This is a genomic window from Pseudomonas syringae KCTC 12500 (assembly GCF_000507185.2).
Taxonomy (GTDB): Bacteria; Pseudomonadota; Gammaproteobacteria; order Pseudomonadales; family Pseudomonadaceae; genus Aquipseudomonas; species Aquipseudomonas syringae.
Window position 1 is genome coordinate 5529556 of sequence record NZ_AYTM02000002.1, and the last position, 26006, is coordinate 5555561.

Genomic DNA, 26006 nt, shown 5'->3' on the forward strand with positions numbered 1-26006 from the left:
CTCGACTCCCCGGTCCAGGTGGTCTGGCGTCAAGCCCGGTTGCACCTTGAAGTGCTTGAACTGGATCCGGCAAACGGTGGTATCGCGGAGCAATTGCACAGCCGTTTCGACCCGCGTCACTACCGTCTGGACATCGGTCAGGCTCCCCTGATGCGCGTAGCCTATGCCGCAGATCCGCTCAACCAGCGGATTTGCGCGATGTTGCTGTTCCATCACATGGCCTTGGACCACGCCGCGCTGGAAGTGGTGAAGCACGAAATACAGAGCTGTCTGCTTGACGAGGCCGAAGCCTTGGCAGCGTCGGTGCCCGTGCCATACCGCAACTATGTGGCCCAGGCACGCCTGAGTGTCAGCCAGGCAGATCACGAAACGTTCTTCCGCGACATGCTGGGCGATATCGACGAGCCGACGCTGCCGTTCGGCCTGGGGAATGTGCAGGGCGACGGTCGTGATATTGAAGAAGCCAGCCTGGTGCTGGACGCCCAACTGAATCTGCGCCTGCGAGCTCAGGCCCGGCAACAGGGTGTGAGTGCCGCCAGCCTGGTGCATCTGGCCTGGGCCCAGGTGCTGGGCAATTTGTCGGACAAGCGCGACGTAGTGTTCGGCACAGTGTTGATGGGCCGGATGCAGAGCAGTGAGGGTGCCGACCGTGCCTTGGGCATGTTCATCAATACGTTGCCCCTGCGCGTGGACGTCGGTGCGATAACAGTGGTCGAGGGTTTAAAAGCGACTCACGAGCGACTGACGGCCTTACTCGGTCACGAGCATGCGCCGCTGGTGCTCGCCCAGCGTTGCAGTGGCGTGGCCGCGCCGCTGCCATTGTTCAATGCGCTACTCAACTACCGCCACAGTGCGGTTGGCAACGTCCCCGAGCGGGACACCCAGGCCTGGCAGGGTATCCATGCCCTGAGCAGTGAAGAGCGAACCAACTATCCGTTGATTGTGAACGTCGATGACCTGGGTACGGGTTTCAGGCTGAATGTGCAGGCTGTGACCGGTATTGATGCGCGGCGCATCTGCGCCTACATGCAGACCACCTTGAGCCACTTGGTCAAAGCCCTTGAATTCGCGGCGGATTCGGTGGTGTGCGATCTGCCGGTAGTGCCGGAAGCCGAACGGCAGCAACTGCTGGTGGCGTTCAACGACACCACGCGGGATTACCCGCAGCAGCAGACCGTGCAGAGTCTGTTCGAAGCCCAGGTACGGGCGTGCCCCAAAGCTTGCGCTGCAATCCACGATGGCGTGGCCATGAGCTATGCCGAACTCAACACCCGGGCCAATCGCCTGGCGCGGCATCTGCTGGGGCTCGGTGTGCAGCCGGGTGACAGCGTAGCGATCCTGCTGGAACGCAGCCTCGACCTGCTCGCCAGCCAGCTGGCGGTGCTCAAGTGCTCGGCGGTGTACGTGCCGCTGGACATCAATGCACCGGTCGAACGTCAGACGTTCATGATCGAAGACAGTCAGGCGCGTGTTCTGCTGACCCATAGCCAGATGTCGCTGACGACCGCTGCGCAGCGTGTTGACCTCGACAATCTGACGCTGGACGGCCTGAAAGACACTGATCTGGCATTGCCGCAGCCCAGCGAAAGTGTCGCGTACATCATGTACACCTCAGGCTCCACCGGCACGCCGAAAGGTGTGCTGGTGCCGCATAGGGCCATCAGCCGGCTGGTGATCAACAACGGTTACGCCGATTTCAATGCACTGGATCGTGTAGCGTTTGCCTCCAACCCGGCGTTTGATGCCAGTACGCTGGATGTCTGGGCACCGTTGCTCAATGGCGGTTGCGTGGTGGTGATCGGGCAGAACGACTTGCTGTCCCCGCGCGATTTCCAGCGCCTGTTGCTGGAGCAATCGGTAACTGTGCTGTGGATGACCGCAGGGCTGTTCCATCAATACGCTTCAGGGCTGGGCGAGGCCTTTTCGCGCCTGCGCTACTTGATTGTCGGCGGCGATGTGCTGGACCCTGCCGTTATTGGCCGGGTCTTGGCCAACAGTCCTCCACAGCATCTGCTCAACGGCTATGGCCCGACCGAAGCCACAACCTTCTCCGCGACCTACGAGATCACGTCGGTCGGCGATGGCTCGATCCCTATCGGCAAACCGGTGGGTAACAGCCGCCTGTATGTGCTCGATGGCCAAGGCCAACCGGCGCCGTTGGGCGTGCCCGGCGAGCTGTATATCGGCGGGCAGGGCGTTGCCAAGGGCTATTTGAATCGGGATGAACTGACCGATGAGACATTCGTCGCCGACCCGTTCGACAGCGACCCGCAGGCGCGCTTGTACCGAACTGGCGACCTGGTTCGCTGGCGTGCTGACGGCAACCTGGAATACCTGGGTCGCAATGACGATCAGGTGAAAATCCGTGGTTTCCGTGTTGAACTGGGTGAAATCGAAGTACGCCTGGCCGAACACGCCGATGTACGCGAAGCCGTGGTGCTGTGCCGTCAGGATGTGCCTGGTGACAAGCGTCTGGTGGCCTATGTCACGGCGCGACAGCCTGAAACCGTGCTCGACATTGAGTCTCTGCGCAGCCACCTGCAAGGCACATTGCCGGAGTACATGGTGCCCGCGGCCTACGTGCAGCTCGATGCGCTGCCGCTGACCGCCAATGGCAAGCTCGACCGCAAGGCCCTGCCAGTGCCGGATGCGCAATCGCTGATCAGTCGTGGTTACGAAGCACCGCAAGGCGAAGTCGAAGTGGCGCTGGCCGAGATCTGGGCCGAGGTGCTGCAGGTCGAGCGGATTGGCCGTAACGACAACTTCTTTGATCTGGGCGGGCACTCCCTGCTGGCCATGCGCATGGTGTCTCAAGTGCGCCTGCAACTGGGCGTGGAATTGCCGCTGGGCGAGCTGTTCGCCCGCGCTGAACTGGCAGCGGTGGCCGCAGCGCTGGGTGGCGTGGCGCGCAGTGAGCTGACAGCGATCCTGCCGGTGAAGCGTGATCAGCCAATGCCATTGTCCTTCGCCCAGCAACGGTTGTGGTTCCTGGCACAGATGGACGGCGGTAACCAAGCCTATAACATCCCGATGGCGCTGAGCCTTGAGGGTACTCTCGACGTCACCGCCCTGACGCGAGCCTTGGCACGCATCGTCGAACGCCATGAAACCTTGCGTAGCCGATTCGTGAGCCGCGAAGGCGCTGCGCAGGTGCTGTTCGCGCCTACCTGCGCAGACGCCACACTGTCTGTCGAAGACATTCGCCATGTGCCCCATCGCCTGCAAGAGGCTATTCGGGTCGAGGCGGTCGCACCGTTCAATCTGGCTGACGGCCCACTGATTCGCGCTCATCTGCTGCATGTGGCCGACGACCGTCATGTGCTGCTGCTGACTGTGCACCATATCGTCGCCGATGGCTGGTCGATGGGTGTGCTGAGCCAGGAGCTGCTGGCGCTGTACCCGGCGTTCTGTCAGGGACAGCCCGACCCACTGCCGCCGCTGGCGATCCAGTACACCGATTACGCAGTATGGCAACGTCGCTGGCTATCGGGCGAGCGTCTGCAGTACCAGGCGGCCTACTGGCGTCAGGCACTGGAGGGCGCGCCGACGCTGCTCACGTTGCCAACTGACCGGCCGCGTCCGGCGCAGCAGGACTTCGCCGGAGCCAGCCTTGCGGTGCAACTGAACGCACGTCTGACGGCAGATCTGCGTCAACTGGCGCAACGCCAGGGCGTTACGTTGTACATGGCGCTGATGACCGCCTGGGCGACGACACTTACACGTCTTTCCGGTCAGGGCGAAGTGGTGATTGGCAGCCCGGTGGCAGGGCGAGGCCGTAGCGAACTGGAAGACCTGGTCGGCCTGTTCGTCAACACCCTGGCCGTACGCATCGACACCTCGGGCAATCCGAGCGGCGAAGCGCTGCTGGCTCAGGTCAAGACGCGCGTACTGGAAGCACAGGAGCATCAGGACCTGCCGTTCGAGCAGGTCGTTGAAGTGGTTCGTCCGACGCGCAGCCTGGCCCATCCCCCGTTGTTCCAGAACACGCTGAACTGGATGCCCGGCAAACACGCCGCTGCGTCGCTGGGCGACCTGCGAGTGGTGCCGATCGAGCAGGTCAATCAGGTGTCCAAGTTCGACCTTTCGCTGAACCTGAGCGAGCAGGGTGAAACGCTGGTCGGTACGCTGGACTACGCCACGGCGCTGTTCGACGAGGCGACCGCGCAACGGTATCTCGGCTATTTCGTGCAAGTCCTCGAAACCCTGGCGAATGATGAGCAGACGCACCTTGATCGCATCACGCTGGTCGGCAAAGAGGAACGCCGTTACCTGCTGGAAACGCTCAACACGACGGCGCCGGCGCAGGTTAATGACGAGCAGACCGTGCACGCCATGATCGAAGCCCGGGCGGTCAGCGCGCCCGAAGGTGTGGCGGCTCAGGTGGGCGAACAGTGCCTGCACTACGGCGAGTTGAACCATCGCGCCAACGCACTGGCCCATCACATGATCAGCCTCGGCGTCGGTGTTGATGATCGTGTGGCGGTCATGGCCCGTCGTGGTCTGGACACATTGGTGGCCATGCTCGCCGTGCTCAAGGCCGGCGCCGGCTACGTCCCGGTTGATCCGTCGCACCCTGACGAACGCATTGCCTATCTGCTGGCCGACAGCGCACCCAAAGTGCTGCTGACCCAGCAGGCCCTGATCAGCCGTGTGCCCGAAACGGCTGCACCGGTCATCGCCTTCGACCGGCCTCAATGGCCGCAACGCCTGGACAACCCGCAGGTGGCCGGGCTCAACGCCACGCATCTGGCGTACGTGATCTATACCTCCGGTTCCACAGGCCAGCCAAAAGGCGTGATGGTCGAGCACCGCACCCTCGGCAACCTGATCGACTGGCATTGCCGAACCTTCGATCTGCAGGCTGGCAGCCATACCGCCAGTGTCGCTGGCTTCGGCTTTGACGCCATGGCCTGGGAAGTCTGGCCGGCGCTGTGTGCCGGGGCGACCCTGCACCTGCCGCCTGCGGAGGTGAGCAATGAACACATCGATGCGCTGCTTGATTGGTGGATCGCTCAACCGCTGCAGGTCGCTTTCCTGCCGACACCGGTCGCCGAGTACGCCTTCAGCCGAAACCTGTCTCATCCGACCTTGCGTACGCTATTGATTGGTGGCGACCGTCTGCGCCAGTTTCAGCGTGATCCGGGTTTTGCCGTCATCAATAACTATGGCCCGACCGAGGCAACGGTGGTCGCCACGTCGGGGCGCTTGCTGCCCGACGGCAGCCTCGACATCGGCACACCGATTGCCAACACCCGCGTGTACCTGCTCGACGAGCATCAACAACTGGTGCCGCTGGGTGTGGCGGGCGAGCTGTACGTCGCCGGGGACGGCGTGGCGCGGGGTTACCTGAATCGGCCGGAAATGACCGCCGAGCGCTTCCTGCGTGACCCGTTCTACGCCAACTCACGGATGTACCGCACCGGCGACCTGGCACGCTGGAATGCCGATGGCACTCTCGACTACTTGGGGCGCAACGATGATCAGGTGAAAATTCGCGGTTTACGCGTTGAACTGGGCGAGATCGAAGCTCAGCTCAGCCAATTGCCGGGCATCGAAGAAGCGCTGGTGCTGGCCCGTGAGGACGAGCCGGGCCAGCCAAGGCTGGCGGCGTATTTCATCGAACGCGCCGGTTCGCTGTCGATAACGGTGTCCGAACTGCGCGCTGCCTTGCTGGCAGTGCTGCCGGGCTACATGGTGCCCAGCGCCTTCGTGCGCCTGGCCGCCTGGCCGCTGACCGCCAATGGCAAGGTCGACCGCAAGGCCTTGCCATTGCCGGATCGCGAAGCGCTTCCTGATCGCGAATACGAAGCACCTCAAGGGGTGGTGGAAACGGCTGTGGCCGAGATCTGGAGTTCACTGCTGCACGTCGAGCGGGTGGGGCGTCATGACCACTTCTTTGAGCTCGGCGGTCACTCGCTGCTGGCTGTCAATCTGATCGCACAGATGCGGCGCCAGGGGCTCGATGCCGATATTCGCACCCTGTTCACACAGCCGACGCTGGCTGCACTGGCTGCGGCGGTGGGTGGCGGAAATGAAATAACAGTCCCGGAAAATGCTATCCCGGACAATTGCACGCGCATTACGCCGGAGATGCTGCCGCTGGCCGATCTCGATCAGGCCGCCATCGACCTTATTGTCGCCAGCGTACCCGGCGGCGTGGCGAATGTGCAGGACATCTACCCGTTGGCGCCGTTGCAGGAGGGGATTCTCTATCACCATCTGGCGGCAGACGCAGGCGACCCGTACGTCCTGCAATCGGTGTTTGAGATTGCTGACCGTGCGCGCTTGAACGCCTTTGTCGGCGCCTTGCAAAGTGTGGTTGATCGCCACGACATCCTGCGCACTGCGGTGCAGTGGCAGGGCCTGGAAACACCGGTGCAGGTGGTCTGTCGTCAGGCCCGCCTGCCTGTGGAGCAGGTCGAACTCGACCCGCTTGAAGGGCCGATCATTGCGCAGCTGCAACAGCGCTTCGACCCTCGCCATTCTCGATTGGACATGAGCCAGGCACCGCTGCTACGGCTGGTTTTCGCCGAAGATCAGCCCAACCAGCGGTGGGCGGCGATTCTGCTGTTCCATCACATGGTCCTCGACCATACGGCGCTGGAGGTTGTGCTCCACGACATGCAGGCACACCTGCTGGGCCAGGCGGACCAACTCGAGGTCGCCATTCCGTATCGCAACTATGTGGCCCAGGCTCGCCTCGGTGTGAGCCGCGAAGACCATGAAGCGTTCTTCCGCGAACAGCTCGGTGATATCGACGAACCGACGCTGCCATTCGGCCTGCTGGATGTGCAGGGCGATGGCCGCGACATTGAAGAGAGCAGTCTGACACTGGACCGTCAATTGAACCTGCGCCTGCGCGCCCAGGCCCGACAGCTGGGGGTAAGCGCCGCGAGTCTGGTCCATCTGGCTTGGGCTCAGGTATTGAGCCAGGTATCGGGCAGACAATCTGTGGTATTCGGCACCGTGCTGATCGGCCGCATGCAGAGTGGTGAAGGCGCAGAAAGGGCGTTGGGCATGTTCATCAATACGTTGCCGCTGCGCGTCGATCTGGCCGGACAGGGTGCGCAGGCCGGGGTCCGGGCGACCCATGCTCAACTCACCGCGCTGCTCGGCCATGAACACGCGCCTTTGGTTCTGGCGCAGCGTTGCAGCGGCGTGGCGGCACCGCTGCCACTATTCAGCGCGCTGCTCAACTACCGCCACAGCAGCGTGGGCGAACCCTCTGCTGAGTCGATCGAGGCCTGGCGCGGCATCGACGTACAGAGTGGCGAGGAACGCACCAACTACCCGCTGACCTTGAACGTCGATGATCAAGGCGACGGTTTCAGGTTGTCAGTGCTGGTGACCGGCAAGGTTGGCGCCGGGCGAGTCTGCGGCTATATGCAGACCGCGTTGGACAATCTGCTGGTTGCGCTGGAGCAGTCGCCGGATACTGCCATCGAGAGCCTGCCGATTCTGCCGGCTGCCGAGCGCGAGCAGTTGCTGGTGGGGTTCAACGACACGGCGCTGGATTGCCCGCACGAACAGACCATTCATGGGCTGTTCGAAGCACAGGTCGAGCGCACACCTGAAGCGCCGGCAGTCGTCCATGGCGAACAACGCCTGACGTACCGCGAGCTTAACGAGCAGGCCAACCGCCTGGCGCATACCTTGCGCAAGCAGGGTGTGCAGCCGGATTCCAGAGTCGGGATCTGTGTAGAGCGCAGCGCGGAAATGGTCGTCGGTTTGCTGGCGATCCTCAAGGCGGGCGGTGGTTACGTGCCACTGGACCCGGCTTATCCAGCAGAGCGTATTGCTTACATGCTGCAGGACAGCACGCCTGCTGCCGTGTTGGCACAGTCGGCGACAGAAGCGTTACTGACCGACGTTTCGGTACCGGTGATCAATCTTGATCAGAACAACTGGCAAGAAGAATCCGTGCGGAATCCACAGGTGGCGGGGCTGACCTCGGCCCATTTGGCTTACCTGATCTATACCTCGGGCTCTACCGGCTTGCCGAAAGGCGTGATGATCGAACACCGCAACACTGTGAACTTCCTGAGCTGGGCTCACACGGCTTTCGACGGCGCTGCACTGGAAAAAACACTGTTCTCCACCTCGCTGAACTTCGACCTCGCGGTCTACGAGTGCTTCGCGCCGCTCACCTCAGGGGGGCGAATCGAGGTGGTCAGCAACGTTCTGCAACTGCAACACGGCGAACACGATATCGGCCTGATCAACACCGTGCCGTCGGCGCTGAAGGCGCTGCTGGAAATCAACGCGTTGCCAGAGTCGGTGCATACCGTCAACGTCGCCGGTGAAGCGCTCAAGCGCAGCCTGGTGGAAAACCTGTTCGAAAAGACCAGCGTCCAGCGCCTGTGCAACCTCTATGGCCCGTCGGAAACCACCACCTACTCAAGCTGGGTGGCGATGGATCGCGAACACGGCTTCGCTGCGCACATCGGCAAGCCTGTCGGCAATACACAGTTTTACTTGCTGGACCAACAGCAACAACCCGTGCCACTGGGTGTAGCGGGTGAGATCTACATTGGCGGCGCGGGCGTGGCCCGTGGCTACCTGAACCGTGACGATCTGACTGCCGAACGCTTCCTCGCGGATCCGTTCAGCCCACAGCCAGCGGCACGCATGTACCGCACCGGCGATCTCGGTCGCTACCTGCCAGACGGCAATATCGAATATCTGGGCCGCAACGACGATCAGGTGAAGATTCGTGGCTTCCGTATCGAACTGGGCGAGATCGACGCATGCCTGGCCAGGCATCCAGCAGTCCAGGATGCGGTGGTCACTGCACGCGAAGACGTCCCCGGCGACAAACGCCTGGTGGCGTATTACACGGTCCAATCCGCGCAAACTGCGCCGGACATCGACAGCTTGCGCGGCTGGCTGCTGGGGCAGTTGCCGGCCTACATGGTCCCGGTGGCTTACGTACGTCTCGACGCATTGCCTCTCACGCCCAACGGCAAACTCGACCGCAAGGCCCTACCCGCGCCGGGCGAGGGGGCATTGATCAGCCGTGGCTATGAAGCCCCGCAAGGTGAGCGAGAAATACTGATCGCCGGTATCTGGCAAGACTTGCTGGGTGTCACGCAGGTTGGACGGCATGACCACTTTTTCGAGCTGGGAGGCCACTCTCTGCTCGCTGTCAGCCTGATGGAACGCATGCGTCAAGAAGGCCTGGAGGCTGAAGTCAAGTCGCTGTTCAAGCACCCGACACTCTCGGAATACGCAGCTACAACGGAAAGAATGGAGATTGTTCTGTGAGCATGATTGAACTGTTGGCATTACTGGAAGAGAAAGACGTGCAGCTTGCCGTCAAGGGCGACCAACTGCTCGTCAGCGGCAAGCGACAGTCCCTCATGGAACCCTCTGTGGTGGCGATGTTGCGCGAGAACAAAGCGGCATTGATCGAACTGATCAATGCCGGCGAGTATTACAGCGGCAAGGCCGATGAAGTGGACGTTCCTGCCCAGGCGATTGTGCCGGGCTGCGAGCGCATTACCCCGGACATGTTGCCGTTGATCGAACTCGACCAGGCAGCCATCGAAACAATCGTTGCCCGCGTCCCTGGCGGCGTGCCCAATGTGCAGGATATCTACCCGCTGGCGTCGTTGCAGGAAGGCATTCTTTATCACCATATCGCCGCTGAACAGGGTGATCCTTACGTACTGCAGGCACAGTTTACGATTGCCAGCCGGGAACGTTTCGATGAGTTCACCGCGGCCTTGCAGCAGGTCATCAACCGCCACGACATCCTGCGCACCAGCGTGGTGTGGGAAGGCCTGGACGAGCCAGTGCAAGTGGTGTGGCGCAAGGCTGATCTGGTGCTCAGCGAAATCACCATTGACCCTGCCGCCGGCCCCGCCAGCGAGCAATTGCAACAACGCTTCGACCCACGGCATTACCGCCTCGATATCAGCCAGGCACCCTTGCTGCGGCTGGCCTTCACCCACGACGAGGTCAACCAGTGCTGGGTGGCGATGCTGCTGTTTCACCACATCGCCATCGACCATGCGGCGCTGGACCAGGTCCATCATGAAATCCATGCATATCTGTACGGTCAGGCCCACACACTGGGCGAACCGGTGCCGTATCGCAACTACGTAGCCCAGGCCCGGCTCGGCGTCACGAACAAGCAGCACGAAGGGTTTTTCCGCGAGATGCTCGGCGACGTCGATGAACCCACGTTGCCGTTCGGCCTGCAGGATGTGCGCGGCGACGGCCATGGCATCGAAGAGGCGCATCAGCCTCTGCCTGCCGAACTGAGCCAGCGCTTGCGTGCTCAGGCGCGACTGCAAGGGGTGAGCGCGGCGAGCCTGCATCACCTTGCCTGGGCACGGGTGCTCGGATGCCTGTGCGGGCGTAACGATGTCGTGTTCGGCACGGTGCTGCTGGGGCGCATGCGCGGTGGCGAGGGGGTTGGCCGGGCCTTGGGGATGTTTATCAATACCTTGCCGCTACGGGTGGACGTGGGTGAGCAGGATGTACGCGCCGGGGTCAAGGCGACCCATGCACGTTTGACAGCGTTGCTCGGCCACGAACACGCCTCGCTGGCGTTGGCCCAGCGTTGCAGCGGTGTATCGGCACCGACGCCACTGTTCAGCGCATTGCTCAACTACCGCCACAGTTCAGCCGGAGCGGCGAGCGATCAGGAAGTCACCGATCAGGCCGATCAACTCTGGGAAGGGATCGAGGTGAGGGGCGGTGCAGAACGCACCAACTACCCGTTGATTTTATCCCTCGACGATCTTGGCGAAGGATTCAGCCTTAATGTTCAGGCTGTTGCCGGTATCGGTGCCCAGCGGGTTTGCGGGTATATGCAGACGGCGCTGGAAAGCCTGGTGCATGCACTGGAGCAGACGCCGCAGGCGCCATTGAACAGCTTGCCGATCCTGCCGGCCGACGAGCGTGAGCAGTTGCTGGTGGATTTCAATGACACCTCGCTGGATTATCCGCAGCAGCAGACCATCCATGGCCTGTTTGAAGCGCAAGCCGAGCGCACACCGGAAGCGCTGGCAGTCGTCCATGGCGAACAACGCTTGACCTATCGCGAGCTTAACGAGCAGGCCAACCGCCTTGCACATGCTCTGCGCAAGCAGGGCGTTCAGCCTGACTCTCGTGTCGGAATCTGTGTAGAACGCGGCGCGGAAATGGTCGTCGGTTTGCTGGCGATTCTCAAGGCGGGCGGCGGCTATGTGCCGCTTGATCCGGCTTACCCGGCAGAACGTATTGCCTACATGCTGCAGGACAGCGCTCCGGCAGCCGTGCTGGCTCAAACCGCTACTCAGGGCCTGCTGGCCGGCGTTTCAGTGCCTGTGATCAATCTTGATCTGAGCGATTGGCAGGGCGAATCCGTCCAGAATCCGCAGGTGCCGGGGCTGACTTCGGCGCACCTGGCCTACCTGATCTACACCTCGGGTTCGACCGGCTTGCCGAAAGGCGTGATGATCGAACACCGTAACACCGTGAACTTCCTGAGCTGGGCGCATAAGGCGTTCGACGGCTCTGCACTGGAAAAAACGCTGTTTTCCACTTCGCTGAACTTCGACCTCGCCGTCTACGAGTGCTTCGCGCCGCTGACCTCGGGCGGCAGTATCGAAGTCGTCAAAAACGTGCTGGAACTGCAACACGGCGAGCACGATATCGGCCTGATCAACACCGTACCTTCGGCGCTGAAGGCCTTGCTGGAAGTCGACGGGCTGCCAACGTCGGTCCACACCGTAAACGTGGCCGGTGAAGCGCTGAAGCGCAGCCTGGTTGAGTCGCTGTTTGAGAAGACCAGCGTGCAGCGCCTGTGCAACCTCTATGGCCCCTCGGAAACCACCACCTACTCCAGTTGGGTGGCGATGGATCGTAACGACGGTTTCGCTCCTCATATAGGCAAGCCGGTCGGTAACACCCAGTTTTACTTGCTGGATGAGCAACTGCAGCCGGTTCCACTGGGTGTAGCGGGTGAAATCTACATCGGCGGTGCCGGTGTGGCTCGTGGCTACCTGAACCGTGACGACCTCACTGCCGAGCGCTTCCTCAAGGACCCGTTCAGTCAGCAACCCGCGGCACGCATGTACCGTACCGGTGACCTTGGCCGTTATCTGCCTGATGGCAATATCGAATACCTGGGTCGTAACGATGATCAGGTGAAGATCCGTGGCTTCCGTATCGAACTGGGCGAGATCGATGCGCGTCTGGCCAGACACCCGGCCGTCCATGAAGCGGTGGTCACCGCTCGCGAAGATGTTCCCGGCGACAAGCGTCTGGTGGCTTATTACAGCGTCCAGTCCGCGCAAACGGAACCGAGCATCGACAGCTTGCGCGGCTGGCTGCAGGAACAACTCCCGGCCTACATGATCCCTTCGGCCTACGTACGTCTTGACGCAATGCCGCTGACTCCGAACGGCAAGCTCGACCGCAAGGCGCTGCCAGCACCCGACAGTGACTCGCTGATCAGCCGTGGCTACGAGGCCCCTCAGGGCGAAATCGAAACGCAGATCGCGGTCATCTGGCAAGAATTACTGGGCGTCGAGCAGGTCGGTCGTCACGACAACTTCTTCGAACTCGGTGGTCATTCGCTGCTGGCAGTCAGCCTGATCGGGCGCATGCGTCACATCGGTCTGAGTACTGATGTAAAAGCGCTGTTCAGCCAACCGACCCTTGCCGCACTGGCCAGTGCCGTGGGCGGCGGCGATGAACCCGGCAGTGATGAAGTCACCGTAGCGACCAACCTGATTACCCCAGGTTGCCAACGCATCACCCCAGACCTCTTGCCGCTGATCAAACTGACCCAGGAGCAGATCGACCTGGTGGTGGCCTGTGTGCCCGGCGGCGCAGCGAACGTGCAGGATATTTACCCGCTGGCGCCGTTACAGGAAGGCATTCTCTATCATCATATCGCCGCAGAGCAGGGCGATCCTTACGTACTGCAGAGCCAGTTCGCGTTCCAGAGCCGCGCTCATCTGGATACCTTCGCCCAGGCCCTGCAAACGGTCATCAACCGCCATGACATCCTGCGCACGTCCATGCACTGGGAAAGTCTTGATGAGCCGTTGCAAGTGGTCTGGCGTCAGGTCGAACTCAGCGTCGAGGAAATTCAGCTCAACCCTCGCTTCGGTGATATATCCCGTCAGTTGCAAGAGCATCTGGACCCGCGCCAGATACGCATGGACATCCGTCGCGCACCCTTGATGCGAGTGGTGTGTGCCCTGGACACCGTCAACCAGCGTTGGGTGGCGACGCTGATGTTTCACCACATGATCCTTGACCACACTGCGCTGGATCAGGTGCGCTATGAAATGCAGGTCTGCCTGCTCGGTCAGGCCGATCGACTTGGTGACTCAATTCCTTACCGAAACTATGTCGCTCAGGCCCGACAGGGCGTGAACGAGCAGGATCATGAGCTGTTCTTCCAGGACATGCTCGGCGACATCGACGAGCCGACGCTGCCGTTCGGCCTGCACGACGTGCAAGGCGACGGCAACGCTATCGATCAGGCTCGTCTGACGCTGGATAACGCTTTGAGCCAACGCCTTAGAGTGCAGACGCGGCAGCTTGGGGTCAGTGCTGCAAGCCTGCTCCATCTGGCATTCGCACAGATGCTGGGCCGCCTCAGCGGACGTGATCAAGTGGTATTCGGCACCGTCCTGATGGGCCGCATGCAGAGCGGCGAGGGTGCCGAACGGGCCCTTGGCATGTTCATCAATACCTTGCCGCTGCGGGTGGACCTGGGCGGTGAGGGCGTACGTGACGGGGTCAAGGCCACGCATCGGCGCTTGACCGGGTTACTCGGCCATGAACATGCCTCGCTGGCACTGGCCCAGCGCTGCAGTGGCGTGGTCGCACCGACACCGCTGTTCAGCGCCTTGCTCAATTATCGTCACAGTAGCGTTGCCGTGACCGATGAGGCAATGGCGGCCTGGGATGGCATGCAGTCTTTGCGACTGGACGAAGAAGAACGCACCAACTACCCGCTGACCGTCAATGTCGACGATACGGGTGAAGGCTTCCAGTTCACTTCGCTGGTGGCGGCGAGCATTGGCGCGCAGCGCCTTTGTGACTATCTGCAGTTGGCCGTAGCGGGGCTGGTCGAGGCGCTGGAACAGGAGCCGCAGACACCGCTGCACAGCATATCGATATTGCCGCTCAGCGAACGTACCCAGTTGCTCGAACACTGGAACCCTTCCGGCAAAACCTATGCACATGAAACACCGATCCACCGGCAATTCGAAGCCCGCGCCGCAGAACGACCAGATGCCGTCGCGCTGATGTTCGAAGCACAGGCCCTGAGCTACGGCGAGCTCAATGCGCGTGCCAACCAGGTCGCGCACCGTTTGCTGGCCCTGGGTGTACGGCCTGACGATCGCGTGGCGATCTGCGTCGAACGTGGCCCGGCGATGATTATCGGCGTGTTGGGCATCCTCAAATCCGGCGCCGGTTACGTGCCACTGGATCCGGCTTACCCGCTTGAGCGCCTGGCCTACGTACTCGGCGACAGTACCCCAGTGGCATTGTTGAGCCAGCGATCAGTGCAACAGGCCTTGCCGGTCTGCGAAGTGCCGCTGATCTACCTTGACGACGCCGACCTGCAGGACGAATCCGTCTGCAATCTGCAAGTACCGGTCAATCCCGCCGACCTTGCCTACGTCATCTACACCTCCGGTTCCACTGGCCTGCCAAAGGGAGTGATGGTCGAGCATCGCAACGTCGCACGGCTGTTCTCGGCCACCCAGGACTGGTTCGGTTTCAATGAACAGGATGTTGGAGCACTGTTCCACTCATTCGCCTTCGACTTCTCGGTCTGGGAAATCTGGGGCGCGCTGCTGCACGGTGGGCGCCTGCTGGTCGTGCCGCAACTGATCAGCCGTTCACCTGAAGACTGCTATGACCTGCTGTGCAGTGCCGGAGTCACGGTACTCAACCAGACACCGAGTGCTTTCCGCCAGCTGATTGCGGCCCAGGGCAAGAGCGAGCGCGCACACTCATTGCGCCAGGTGATTTTCGGCGGCGAAGCACTGGAAACGGCCATGCTCAAGCCGTGGTACGCCCGCAACGTGAATACCGGCACGCAACTGGTGAATATGTACGGCATCACCGAAACCACCGTGCATGTGACCTACTATCCGTTGCAGGCCGAAGATGCACAGCGCATGGGCGCCAGCCCGATCGGCGAGCACATTCCCGATTTGCAGCTGTATGTCCTCGATGCTCATCGCGAACCGGTGCCAGTAGGGGTGATCGGCGAGCTGTATGTGGGCGGCGCCGGCGTTGCGCGTGGCTACCTGAATCGCGAAGCACTGACGGCCGAGCGTTTTCTCGATAACCCGTTCAGTAGTGCTCCGGGTGCGCGCCTGTACCGTACCGGCGACCTGGGGCGCTGGCTGGGCAATGGCAGCCTCGAGTATCTGGGCCGTAACGATGAACAGGTGAAAATTCGCGGTTTCCGTATCGAGCTGGGCGAGATCGAAGCTCGATTGAGCGCTTGCCAAGGCGTACGCGACGCTGTGGTTGTGGTGCGTGAAGACGAACCGGGCGACAAGCGTCTGGTGGCCTATCTCACGACGCAGCAGTCGGGCGACCTGCTGGACATCGAAAGCCTGCGCGAGCATCTGCAAGGCACGTTGCCAAAGTACATGGTGCCGGCGGCCTACGTGCAACTCGATACGCTGCCGTTGACTGCCAACGGCAAGCTCGACCGCAAGGCGCTGCCAGCACCCGACCGTTCGGCGTTGGCCAGTCGGGGCTATGAAGCGCCAGAAGGCGACACCGAAATGGCCATTGCGCGGATCTGGCAAGACCTGCTCCAGCTGGAGCAGGTCGGCCGGCATGACCACTTCTTCGAACTGGGCGGCCACTCGCTGCTGGCGGTGAAACTGATTGAGCGCATGCGCCAGATCGATCTGGTTGCCGATGTGCGCGTGCTGTTCAGCCAGCCGACCCTGTCTGCCCTGGCGGCAGCGGTGGGCGGCAAAGGGCAAGTCGAGGCACCCGCCAACCTTATTCCCGCCGACTGCTCGCGCATCACCCCGGATATGCTGCCGCTGGTGTCGCTGAGCCAGGAGGATATTGATCGCGTGGTGTCCAGCGTGCCCGGCGGTCTGTCCAACGTGCAGGATATCTATGCCTTGGCGCCGTTGCAGGAGGGGATTTTGTATCACCACCTTGCTGCGGCCGAAGGCGACCCGTACCTGCAACACGCACTGTTTGCCTTCGACAGCCGAGAACTTCTGCACAACTTCGCCCAGGCACTGCAAGGCGTGATCGCGCGGCACGATATCCTGCGCACTGCGGTGTTTTGGGAACGTCTCGACGCCCCGGTGCAGGTGGTCTGGCGTGAAGCGACTCTGGGCCTGGATGAGCACATACTGGAGCCGGCCGATGGCGACATCGCCGAACAACTGCTCAAGCGTCTCGACCCGCGCCACACGCGTCTGGACATCCGTCAGGCACCGATGCTGCGCATCGGTTATGCACACGATGAGGTGAACAATCGCTGGCTGGGCATGTTGCTGTTCCATCACCTGGTGGACGACGCCACGTCGCTGCGTATTCTCAGAAGCGAAATCGAAGCGCACATGCTCGGTCAGCAAGCCTCGCTGCCGCCGTCCGTGCCCTATCGCAATTACGTAGCTCAGGCCATGTTCGGTGTCAGCCGTGAAGAGCACGAGGTATTTTTCCGCGACATGCTCGGTGATATCGACGAGCCGACGCTACCCTTCGGCGTGCAGGACGTGCAGGGCGACGGGCGCGGTATCGAGGAAGCATGCCAGCGGGTCGACATCGGCCTGAGCCAGCGTTTGCGCGTGCAGGCCCGCCAACTCGGGGTCAGTTCTGCCAGCCTGTATCACCTGGCCTGGGCCCGTGTACTGGCTGCGGTTTCGGGCAAAGGCGATGTGGTGTTCGGCACCGTGTTGCTCGGTCGCCTGCAAGGCGGTGCCGGCTCTGACCGGGCGCTGGGGATGTTCATCAATACCTTGCCGCTGCGCGTCACGCTGGGCGAGCAGGGCGTGCGCAGCGGTCTGAAAGCCACTCATGCGCGACTCAGCATGCTGCTGGCCCATGAACACGCGTCGCTGGTACTGGCTCAACGTTGCAGTGGTGTGCCCGCGTCAACGCCACTGTTCAGCGCCTTGCTCAACTACCGGCATATCGACGCGCAGGTCAACCAAGAGTCTTTCGACACCTGGCAGGGCATCGAAAGCCTGCACAGTGAAGAGCGTACCAACTATCCGCTGGCCCTTTCAGTGAATGATGAAGGGGAGGGCTTCAGCCTTACCGTGCAAGCCATTGCCAGTATCGATGCACAACGGGTCTGCTCGTATATGCAGACGGCGCTGGAGCATATCCTTATGGCGCTGGAGCAGGACCCCGAGGCACCGCTGAGCAGTATTGCGATCCTGCCGGCTGTCGAACGCCAGCAGTTACTGGTCGAATTCAACAAGACCGCGCGGGATTACCCGCAACAGCAGACCGTGCACGGCCTGTTCGAAGACCAGGTACGGGCACTCCCCGAAACTTGCGCGGCGATTCACGACGGCGTCTCCGTGAGCTACGCCGAACTCAACACCCGTGCCAATCGTCTGGCGCGGTATCTACTGGGTCTCGGCGTACAGCCGGGTGACAGTGTGGCGATTTTGCTGGAGCGCAGCCTCGACCTGCTCGCCAGTCAGCTGGCGGTGCTCAAATGCGCAGCGGTGTACGTGCCTCTGGACACCCATGCACCGGTCGAACGTCAGGCATTCATGATTGAAGACAGTCGTGCACGTGTCCTGCTGACTCATAGCCACGTATCGCTGACGAGTGGTGCACAGCGTATCGATCTCGACGGTTTGACCCTGGACGACCTGAAAGACACTGATCTGGCATTGCCGCAGTCCAGCGAAAGCGTCGCCTACATCATGTACACCTCTGGCTCGACGGGTGTTCCTAAAGGTGTGCTGGTGCCGCATCGCGCCATCAGCCGCCTGGTGATCAACAACGGTTACGCCGACTTCAATGCTCAGGATCGCGTGGCGTTTGCCTCTAACCCTGCGTTTGATGCCAGTACGCTGGATGTCTGGGCACCGTTGCTCAACGGCGGCTGTGTGGTGGTGATCGAGCAGAACGACTTGCTGTCTCCACTGAATTTCCAGCGTCTGCTGCTGGAGCAATCGGTAACCGTGCTGTGGATGACCGCCGGGTTGTTCCATCAATACGCTTCGGGTCTGGGCGAAGCGTTTTCACGTCTGCGCTACCTGATCGTCGGCGGCGATGTGCTGGACCCTGCCGTTATCGGCCGGGTGTTGGCGAACAATCCTCCACAACATCTGCTCAACGGCTATGGCCCGACCGAGGCGACGACCTTTTCCGCGACCTACGAGATCACTTCAGTGGGCAGTGGTGGTATCCCCATCGGTCGACCTGTCGGCAACAGTCAGGCTTACGTGCTCGATGCGCTGCGCGAACCCGTGGCAGTAGGTGTGCCCGGCGAGCTGTATATCGGCGGGCAGGGTGTTGCCAAAGGCTATTTGAATCGAGATGAGTTGAGCGCCACGCAATTTGTCGTCGATCCGTTCAGTGCGTCGGAAAACGCACTGATGTACCGTACCGGCGACCTGGTTCGCTGGCGTGCCGACGGCAACCTGGAATACCTGGGTCGTAATGACGACCAGATAAAAATCCGTGGTTTCCGCGTTGAACTGGGCGAAATCGAAGCGCGCCTGGCCGAACATCCCGAGGTTCGTGAGGCTGTGGTGCTGTGTCGTCAGGATGTGCCGGGCGACAAGCGCCTGGTGGCTTATGTCATAGCGCAACGGCTTGAAACCGTGCTCGACATTGAACACCTGCGCAGTCATCTGCAAGGCACATTGCCGGACTACATGGTGCCTGCGGCCTACGTGCAGCTGGACGCACTGCCGCTGACCGCCAACGGCAAGCTCGACCGCAAGGCGCTACCAGCGCCGGATGCGCAATCGCTGATCAGCCGCGGTTATGAAGCCCCTCAAGGCGAGGTCGAGACCCTGCTGGCGTCGATCTGGGCAGACGTACTGACGGTCGAACAGGTCGGTCGTCATGATCACTTTTTCGAACTGGGCGGTCATTCGTTGCTGGCGGTGATGCTGATCGAACGCATGCGCCAGGTCGGTCTGAGTGCCGACGTGCGCGTGCTGTTCAGCCAGCCGACCCTGGCCGCGCTGGCAGCGGCGGTGGGCAGCGGCCGTGAAATTCACGTCCCGGCCAATGGCATTGCCGCGGACTGTCAGCGGATTACACCGGACATGTTGCCGCTGGCAAGTCTTGATCAGGTCGCCATCGACCGGATCGTTGCCACGGTGCCCGGCGGCGTTGCCAACGTGCAGGATATCTACCCGCTGGCGCCGCTGCAGGAAGGTATCCTCTATCACCACCTCAGCGCTGAACGCGGTGATCCCTACTTGCTGCAATCGCTGTTCAGCTTTGACAGCCAGGAGCATGTCGACGATTTCGCCCGCGCCTTGCAGTTCGTGATCCAGCGTCATGACGTGCTGCGCACCGCATTGGTCTGGGAGGGGCTGGACGAACCGATGCAAGTGGTCTGGCGTCAGGCGCCGCTGATGCGCGAAAGCTTTGATGCCGACCCACACGCGGGCGACATGGCGGCACAGTTACACCAGCGTTTCGACGCCAGGCACCATCGTCTGGACATTCGTCAAGCGCCGATGATGCGTCTGGTGTGTGCCTGGGATGGACCGAACCAGCGCTGGCTGGCGTTGCTGCAGTTCCATCATCTGGTCATGGACCATACCGCGATGGACGTGGTGCGCTACGAGATGCAGGCCAGCCTGCTGGGCCAGGAGGCGCAGCTGGGCGCGGCGGTTCCGTATCGCAACTATGTCGCTCAGGCCCGACTGGGCGTGAGCCAGGAAGAGCATGAGGTGTTCTTCCGCGACATGCTGGGCAATGTCGACGAACCGACGCTGCCGTTCGGTTTGCAACAGGTACACGGTGACGGGCGCGACATCGAAGAAGCCCGACTGACCGTAGACGCAGACCTCAGCCGTCGCGTGCGGAGCCAGGCCCTGCAACTGGGCGTGAGTGCCGCGAGCCTTGTCCACCTGGCCTGGGCGCGACTGCTGAGTCAGGTCTCGGGGCGTGACGACGTAGTGTTCGGCACCGTACTGATGGGCCGCATGCAGGGCGGCGAAGGCGCAGACCGAGCGCTGGGAATGTTTATCAACACCTTGCCGCTGCGGGTAGAGCTGGGCAATCTGGACGTACGTGACGGGGTCAAGGCCACGCATCGACGCCTGACCGGGCTACTCGGTCATGAACATGCCTCGCTGGCACTGGCCCAGCGCTGCAGTGGCGTGGCCGCACCGGCACCGCTGTTCAGCGCCTTGCTCAATTATCGTCACAGCAGCATTGCCGTGACCGATGAGGCACTGACGGCCTGGGATGGCATGCAGTCGCTGGGCGATGAAGAACGTACCAACTATCCGCTGACGCTGAACGTCGATGACCAGGGCGAAGGCTTCCAGCTGACTGTTCAGACCGTGCCACTGATTGAGGCGACACGGATCTGCGCCTACATGCAACAAACCCTGAACAGTCTGGTCGATGCGCTGGAACAGGCGCCGCAAACCCCGCTGCATGCTATTTCGATACTGCCGTTCGCCGAACGTGCGCAGTTGCTCGAGCAGTGCAACCGGCCTCAGAAGAGCTATGCACACGAGACACCGATCCACCGGCAATTCGAAGCACGCGCCGCAGAACGACCAGACGCCGTCGCGCTGATGTTCGAAGAACAGACCCTGAGCTACGGCGAGCTCAATGCGCGTGCCAACCAGGTCGCGCACCGTTTGCTGGCCTTGGGTGTGCGCAATGACGATCGCGTGGCGATCTGCGTCGAACGTGGCCCGGCGATGATTATCGGCTTGCTGGGGATCCTCAAATCCGGCGCCGGTTACGTGCCACTGGATCCAGCTTACCCGCTTGAGCGCCTGTCCTACGTACTCGGCGACAGTACCCCGGTGGCGCTGTTGAGTCAGCGATCGGTGCAGCAAGCCTGGTCGGACTCCGATGTGCCACTGATCTATCTTGACGACGCAGACCTGCTGGATGAGTCCGTCAGCAATCCAATGGTATCGGTGCAGCCCAGCGACCTTGCCTACGTCATCTACACCTCCGGTTCTACCGGCCTGCCCAAGGGTGTGATGGTCGAGCATCGCAACGTTGCACGACTGTTCTCGGCCACCCAGGACTGGTTCGGTTTCAATGAACAGGATGTCTGGGCGCTGTTCCACTCATTCGCTTTCGACTTCTCGGTCTGGGAAATCTGGGGCGCGCTGCTGCATGGCGGACGTCTGTTGATCGTGCCACAACTGGTCAGCCGCTCGCCTGAAGACTTCCACGAACTGCTGTGCAGTGCCGGTGTAACAGTACTCAGCCAGACACCGAGTGCGTTCCGCCAACTGATTGCGGCCCAGGGTGAGAAGGAGCAAGCACATTCGCTGCGCCAAGTGATTTTCGGCGGCGAAGCACTGGAAACGGCGATGCTCAAACCGTGGTACGCCCGCAACGTGAATACCGACACGCAACTGGTGAACATGTACGGGATTACCGAAACCACCGTGCACGTCACCTACTACCCGTTGAAGGCCGAAGACGCCCAGCGTGTCGGTGCCAGCCCGATCGGCAAGCGTATTCCAGACCTGCAACTGTACCTGCTTGACGCCCATGGCGAACCAGTGCCGGCAGGCGTGATCGGCGAGCTGTACGTGGGCGGTGCCGGTGTTGCCCGTGGCTACCTGAACCGTGAAGCACTGACGGCCGAGCGTTTTCTCGATAACCCGTTCAGTAACGCTCCGGGTGCTCGCCTGTACCGCACCGGCGACCTGGGACGCTGGCTGGCCGATGGCAGCCTGGAATACCTGGGCCGCAACGACGAACAGGTGAAGATTCGCGGCTTCCGTATCGAACTGGGTGAAATCGAAGCACGTCTGGCTGAGCATCCTGAAGTCTGCGATGCCGTGGTGCTGTGCCGTGAGGATGTGCCCGGTGACAAGCGTCTGGTGGCCTATGTCACGGCGCTGCAGGCGCAAAGGCTGCTGGACATCGAAAACCTGCGCGAGCATCTGCAAGGCACATTGCCGCAGTACATGGTGCCGGCTGCCTACGTGCAGCTCGATGCACTGCCGCTGACCGCCAACGGTAAACTTGACCGCAAGGCCTTGCCTGCGCCTGACCGGTCTTCAGTGGCCAATCGGGGCTACGAAGCGCCAGAAAGCGACGCCGAGATGGCCATTGCGCGGATCTGGCAAGACCTGTTGCAACTCGAGCAGGTCGGCCGGCATGACCACTTCTTCGAGCTAGGCGGCCACTCGCTGCTGGCCGTGAAACTGATCGAACGCATGCGCCAGATCGATCTGGTTGCCGACGTGCGCGTGCTGTTCAGCCAGCCGACCCTGTCGGCACTGGCGGCAGCCGTGGGCGGCAAGGGTGCAGTAGAAGTACCCGCCAACCTTATTCCCGCCGACTGCGCGCACATCACCCCGGACATGCTACCACTGGTGTCACTGCGCCAGGAGGATATCGACCATGTGGTGTCCTGCGTACCGGGTGGTGCGGCCAACGTGCAGGATATTTATGCCCTGGCGCCGCTGCAGGAGGGGATTCTGTATCACCACATTGCTGCGGTCGAAGGCGATCCCTACTTGCAGTACGCACTGTTCTCCTTTGACAGTATCGAGCGCCTGCACAGCTTCGCCCAGGCCCTGCAAGGCGTGATCGCGCGGCACGATATCCTGCGTACCGCCGTGCTTTGGGAGCGTCTCGAGGCACCGGTGCAGGTGGTCTGGCGTGAGGCGCCGCTGGGGCTTGATGAGCTGCTACTGGACCCGGCCTGCGGTGATATTTCCGAGCAACTGATCAAGCGCCTGGACCCGCGTCACACGCGTCTGGACATCCGTCAGGCGCCGATGTTACGCATCGGCTATGCCCAAGACGCGGTAAATAACCGCTGGATGGGCATGCTGCTGTTCCATCACCTGGTGGACGACGCCACGTCGCTGCGTATTCTCAGAAGCGAAATCGAAGCGCACATGCTCGGTCAGCAAGCGTCGCTGACGCCCTCCGTGCCTTATCGCAATTACGTGGCTCAGGCCAGGCTCGGCGTCAGCTGCGAGGAACACGAGGTGTTTTTCCGCGACATGCTCGGCGACATTGATGAGCCGACGCTACCGTTCGGACTGCAGGACGTGCAGGGCGACGGGCAAGGTATCGAGGAAGCATTCCAGCGGGTCGACATTGACCTGAGCCAGCGCTTGCGGGCGCAGGCTCGTCAACTCGGGGTCAGTTCCGCCAGCCTGTATCACCTGGCCTGGGCCCTTGTACTGGGCGCTGTCTCAGGCAAAGAGGATGTGGTGTTCGGCACCGTGTTGCTTGGTCGTCTGCAGGGCGGCGTTGGTTCTGACCGGGCGCTGGGGATGTTCATCAACACCTTGCCGCTGCGCGTCACGCTGGGCGAGCAGGGCGTGCGCAGCGGTCTGAAAGCTGCCCACGCACGACTCAGCGGACTGCTGGCCCATGAACACGCGTCGCTGGTGCTGGCTCAGCGTTGCAGTGGTGTACCGGCGTCAACGCCACTGTTCAACGCCTTGCTCAACTACCGGCATATCGACGTGGAGGTCAATCAGCAGGCTTTCGAGGCCTGGCAGGGCATCGAACATTTGCACGGAGAAGAACGCACCAACTATCCGCTGACCCTTTCAGTGAACGATGAAGGTGCGGGCTTCAGCCTCACCGTTCAAGCCATTTCCAGTATCGATGCGCAACAGGTCTGCGCGTATATGCAGACAGCGCTGGAGGGTGTGGTCAGCGCACTGGAGCAGTCCAGCGAGATGCCTTTGGCTGGTTTGTCGGTTGTGCCAGCAGCAGAGCGTGAGCAACTGGTCTTCGGCCTCAACGCTACCGCGCTGGATTATCCGCACGAGCAGACCATCCATGGCCTGTTCGAAGCACAGGTCGAGCGCACGCCGCAGGCTGTGGCCGTGGTGCATGGCCAACAGCGCCTGACCTATCGCGAGCTCAACGAACAGGCCAACCGCCTGGCCCATGCCTTGCGCAAACAGGGTGTGCAGCCCGATTCCCGCGTAGGGATCTGCATAGAACGCAGCGTGGAAATGGTCGTCGGTTTGCTGGCGATTCTCAAGGCGGGCGGCGGCTACGTTCCGCTGGATCCAGCTTACCCGGTAGAGCGGATTGCTTACATGCTGGAGGACAGCACGCCTGCCGCCGTTCTGGCTCAAACTGCTACTCAGGGCTTGCTGGCCGACGTTTCGGTACCTGTGATCAATCTTGATCTGAGCGATTGGCAGGGCGAATCCGTCCAGAATCCGCGGGTGCCGGGGCTGACCTCGGCACATCTGGCGTACCTGATCTACACGTCCGGTTCCACCGGTATGCCAAAAGGCGTGATGATCGAGCATCGCAACACCGTGAACTTCCTGACTTGGGCACACGTGGCGTTCGAAGGCTCTGCGCTGGAAAAAACGCTGTTCTCCACCTCGCTGAACTTCGACCTCGCGGTCTACGAGTGCTTCGCGCCGCTGACATCGGGTGGCAGCATCAACGTGGTCAAAAACGTCCTGGAACTGCAACACGGCAATCACGATATCGGCCTGATCAACACCGTTCCCTCGGCGCTGAAAGCGCTGCTGGAAATCAACGGTTTGCCAGGGTCGGTCCACACCGTCAATGTCGCCGGCGAAGCACTCAAACGCAATCTGGTGGAATCACTGTTCGAGAAAACCGGCGTGCAGCGCCTGTGCAACCTGTATGGGCCGTCCGAAACCACCACCTACTCAAGCTGGGTGGCCATGGACCGCGAAGACGGCTTCGCTCCGCACATCGGCAGGCCGGTGGGCAACACCCGGTTCTACCTGCTGGACGAGCAGCAACAGCTCGTTCCGCGGGGTATGCCGGGTGAAATCTACATCGGCGGTGCCGGCGTGGCCCGCGGCTATCTGAACCGTGATGATCTGACCGCTGAACGCTTCCTCAAGGATCCGTTCAGCCTCTCACCCGGCGCGCGTATGTACCGCACCGGCGACCTGGGTCGCTACTTGCCGGATGGCAATATCGAATACCTGGGCCGTAACGATGATCAGGTGAAGATCCGTGGTTTCCGTATCGAACTGGGCGAGATCGAGACGTCCCTGAACAAACATCCGCAGGTGCAGGAAGCGGTGGTTGTCGCCCGTGAGGACGTACCCGGCGAAACCCGTCTGGTCGCGTATTTCACACCGTCTGCCCCGACAGCGTTACCGGAAAGCAGCGATCTGCGCACGCACCTGCAAGGGCTGCTGCCGGACTACATGCTGCCGGCCGCCTACATGCCGCTTGATGCGTGGCCGCTGACGCCGAATGGCAAGCTCGACCGCAAGGCCCTGCCGGCACCGGACAGCAGTGCATTTACCTCGCGTGCCTACGAAGCCCCGGTGGGTGACGTGGAGATCAGGCTGGCAGCGCTCTGGGCGGAGCTGCTCAATGTCGAAAAAGTCGGGCGTCATGACCATTTCTTCGAACTGGGCGGGCATTCATTGTTGGCGGTCAGCCTGATCGAGCGCATGCGTCAGGCGGACCTGGAAGCTGACGTCCAGGTGCTGTTCGGTCATCCGACGCTTATTCAGGTGGCTGCCTCAGTGGGTAAGGTCAAGCGGCTGGAGGTGCCGCAGACGAAAATTCCCACACTCAACCGCAAACGTCGTATCTGAAGCGACGGTAACTGCCCGCCCGATCGGCAACCGGTCGGGCGGTTGCCTTTCACCCTGAAGTCCTGCGTAACAACTTCGCCCCCCCTCGCAACATTCCACTCTGTCTGTTCAGACAGCCGCTCGCACATCGCTGCGCCGACCGTCACCCTCAAGTCTTGTCCCAGCTTCCCACGACAGACAGTCGCCCATGGATGCTCTAATTTTTGCGGCGTGTGGGAAGCACGGCGAATGGGAAGTTTCGTGTGTGTCAGAGGACCGCAGCCCTTTATTGCTGCGGCGCCCATC

At 61.7% G+C, this 26006-nt stretch carries 2 protein-coding genes (1 of these 2 running past the window's edge); both read left to right on the forward strand.

Annotation, left to right across the window (positions count from 1 at the left end; translation table 11 throughout):
* Nucleotides 1–9264, forward strand: the final stretch of a protein-coding gene (gene sypA / locus V476_RS24350; RefSeq protein WP_051128937.1) for a syringopeptin non-ribosomal peptide synthetase SypA. Its footprint begins 16431 nt before the window's first position; only the last 9264 of its 25695 coding nucleotides appear in the window; its start codon lies off the left edge, out of view; the stop codon is at nucleotides 9262–9264.
* Nucleotides 9261–25721, forward strand: a complete 16461-nt coding sequence (gene sypB, locus V476_RS24355) for a syringopeptin non-ribosomal peptide synthetase SypB (RefSeq protein ID WP_024959038.1) — start codon at nucleotides 9261–9263, stop codon at nucleotides 25719–25721. The genes sypA and sypB overlap by 4 nt, the downstream gene beginning before the upstream one ends.
* The last annotated feature ends 285 nt before the right edge of the window (nucleotides 25722–26006 follow it).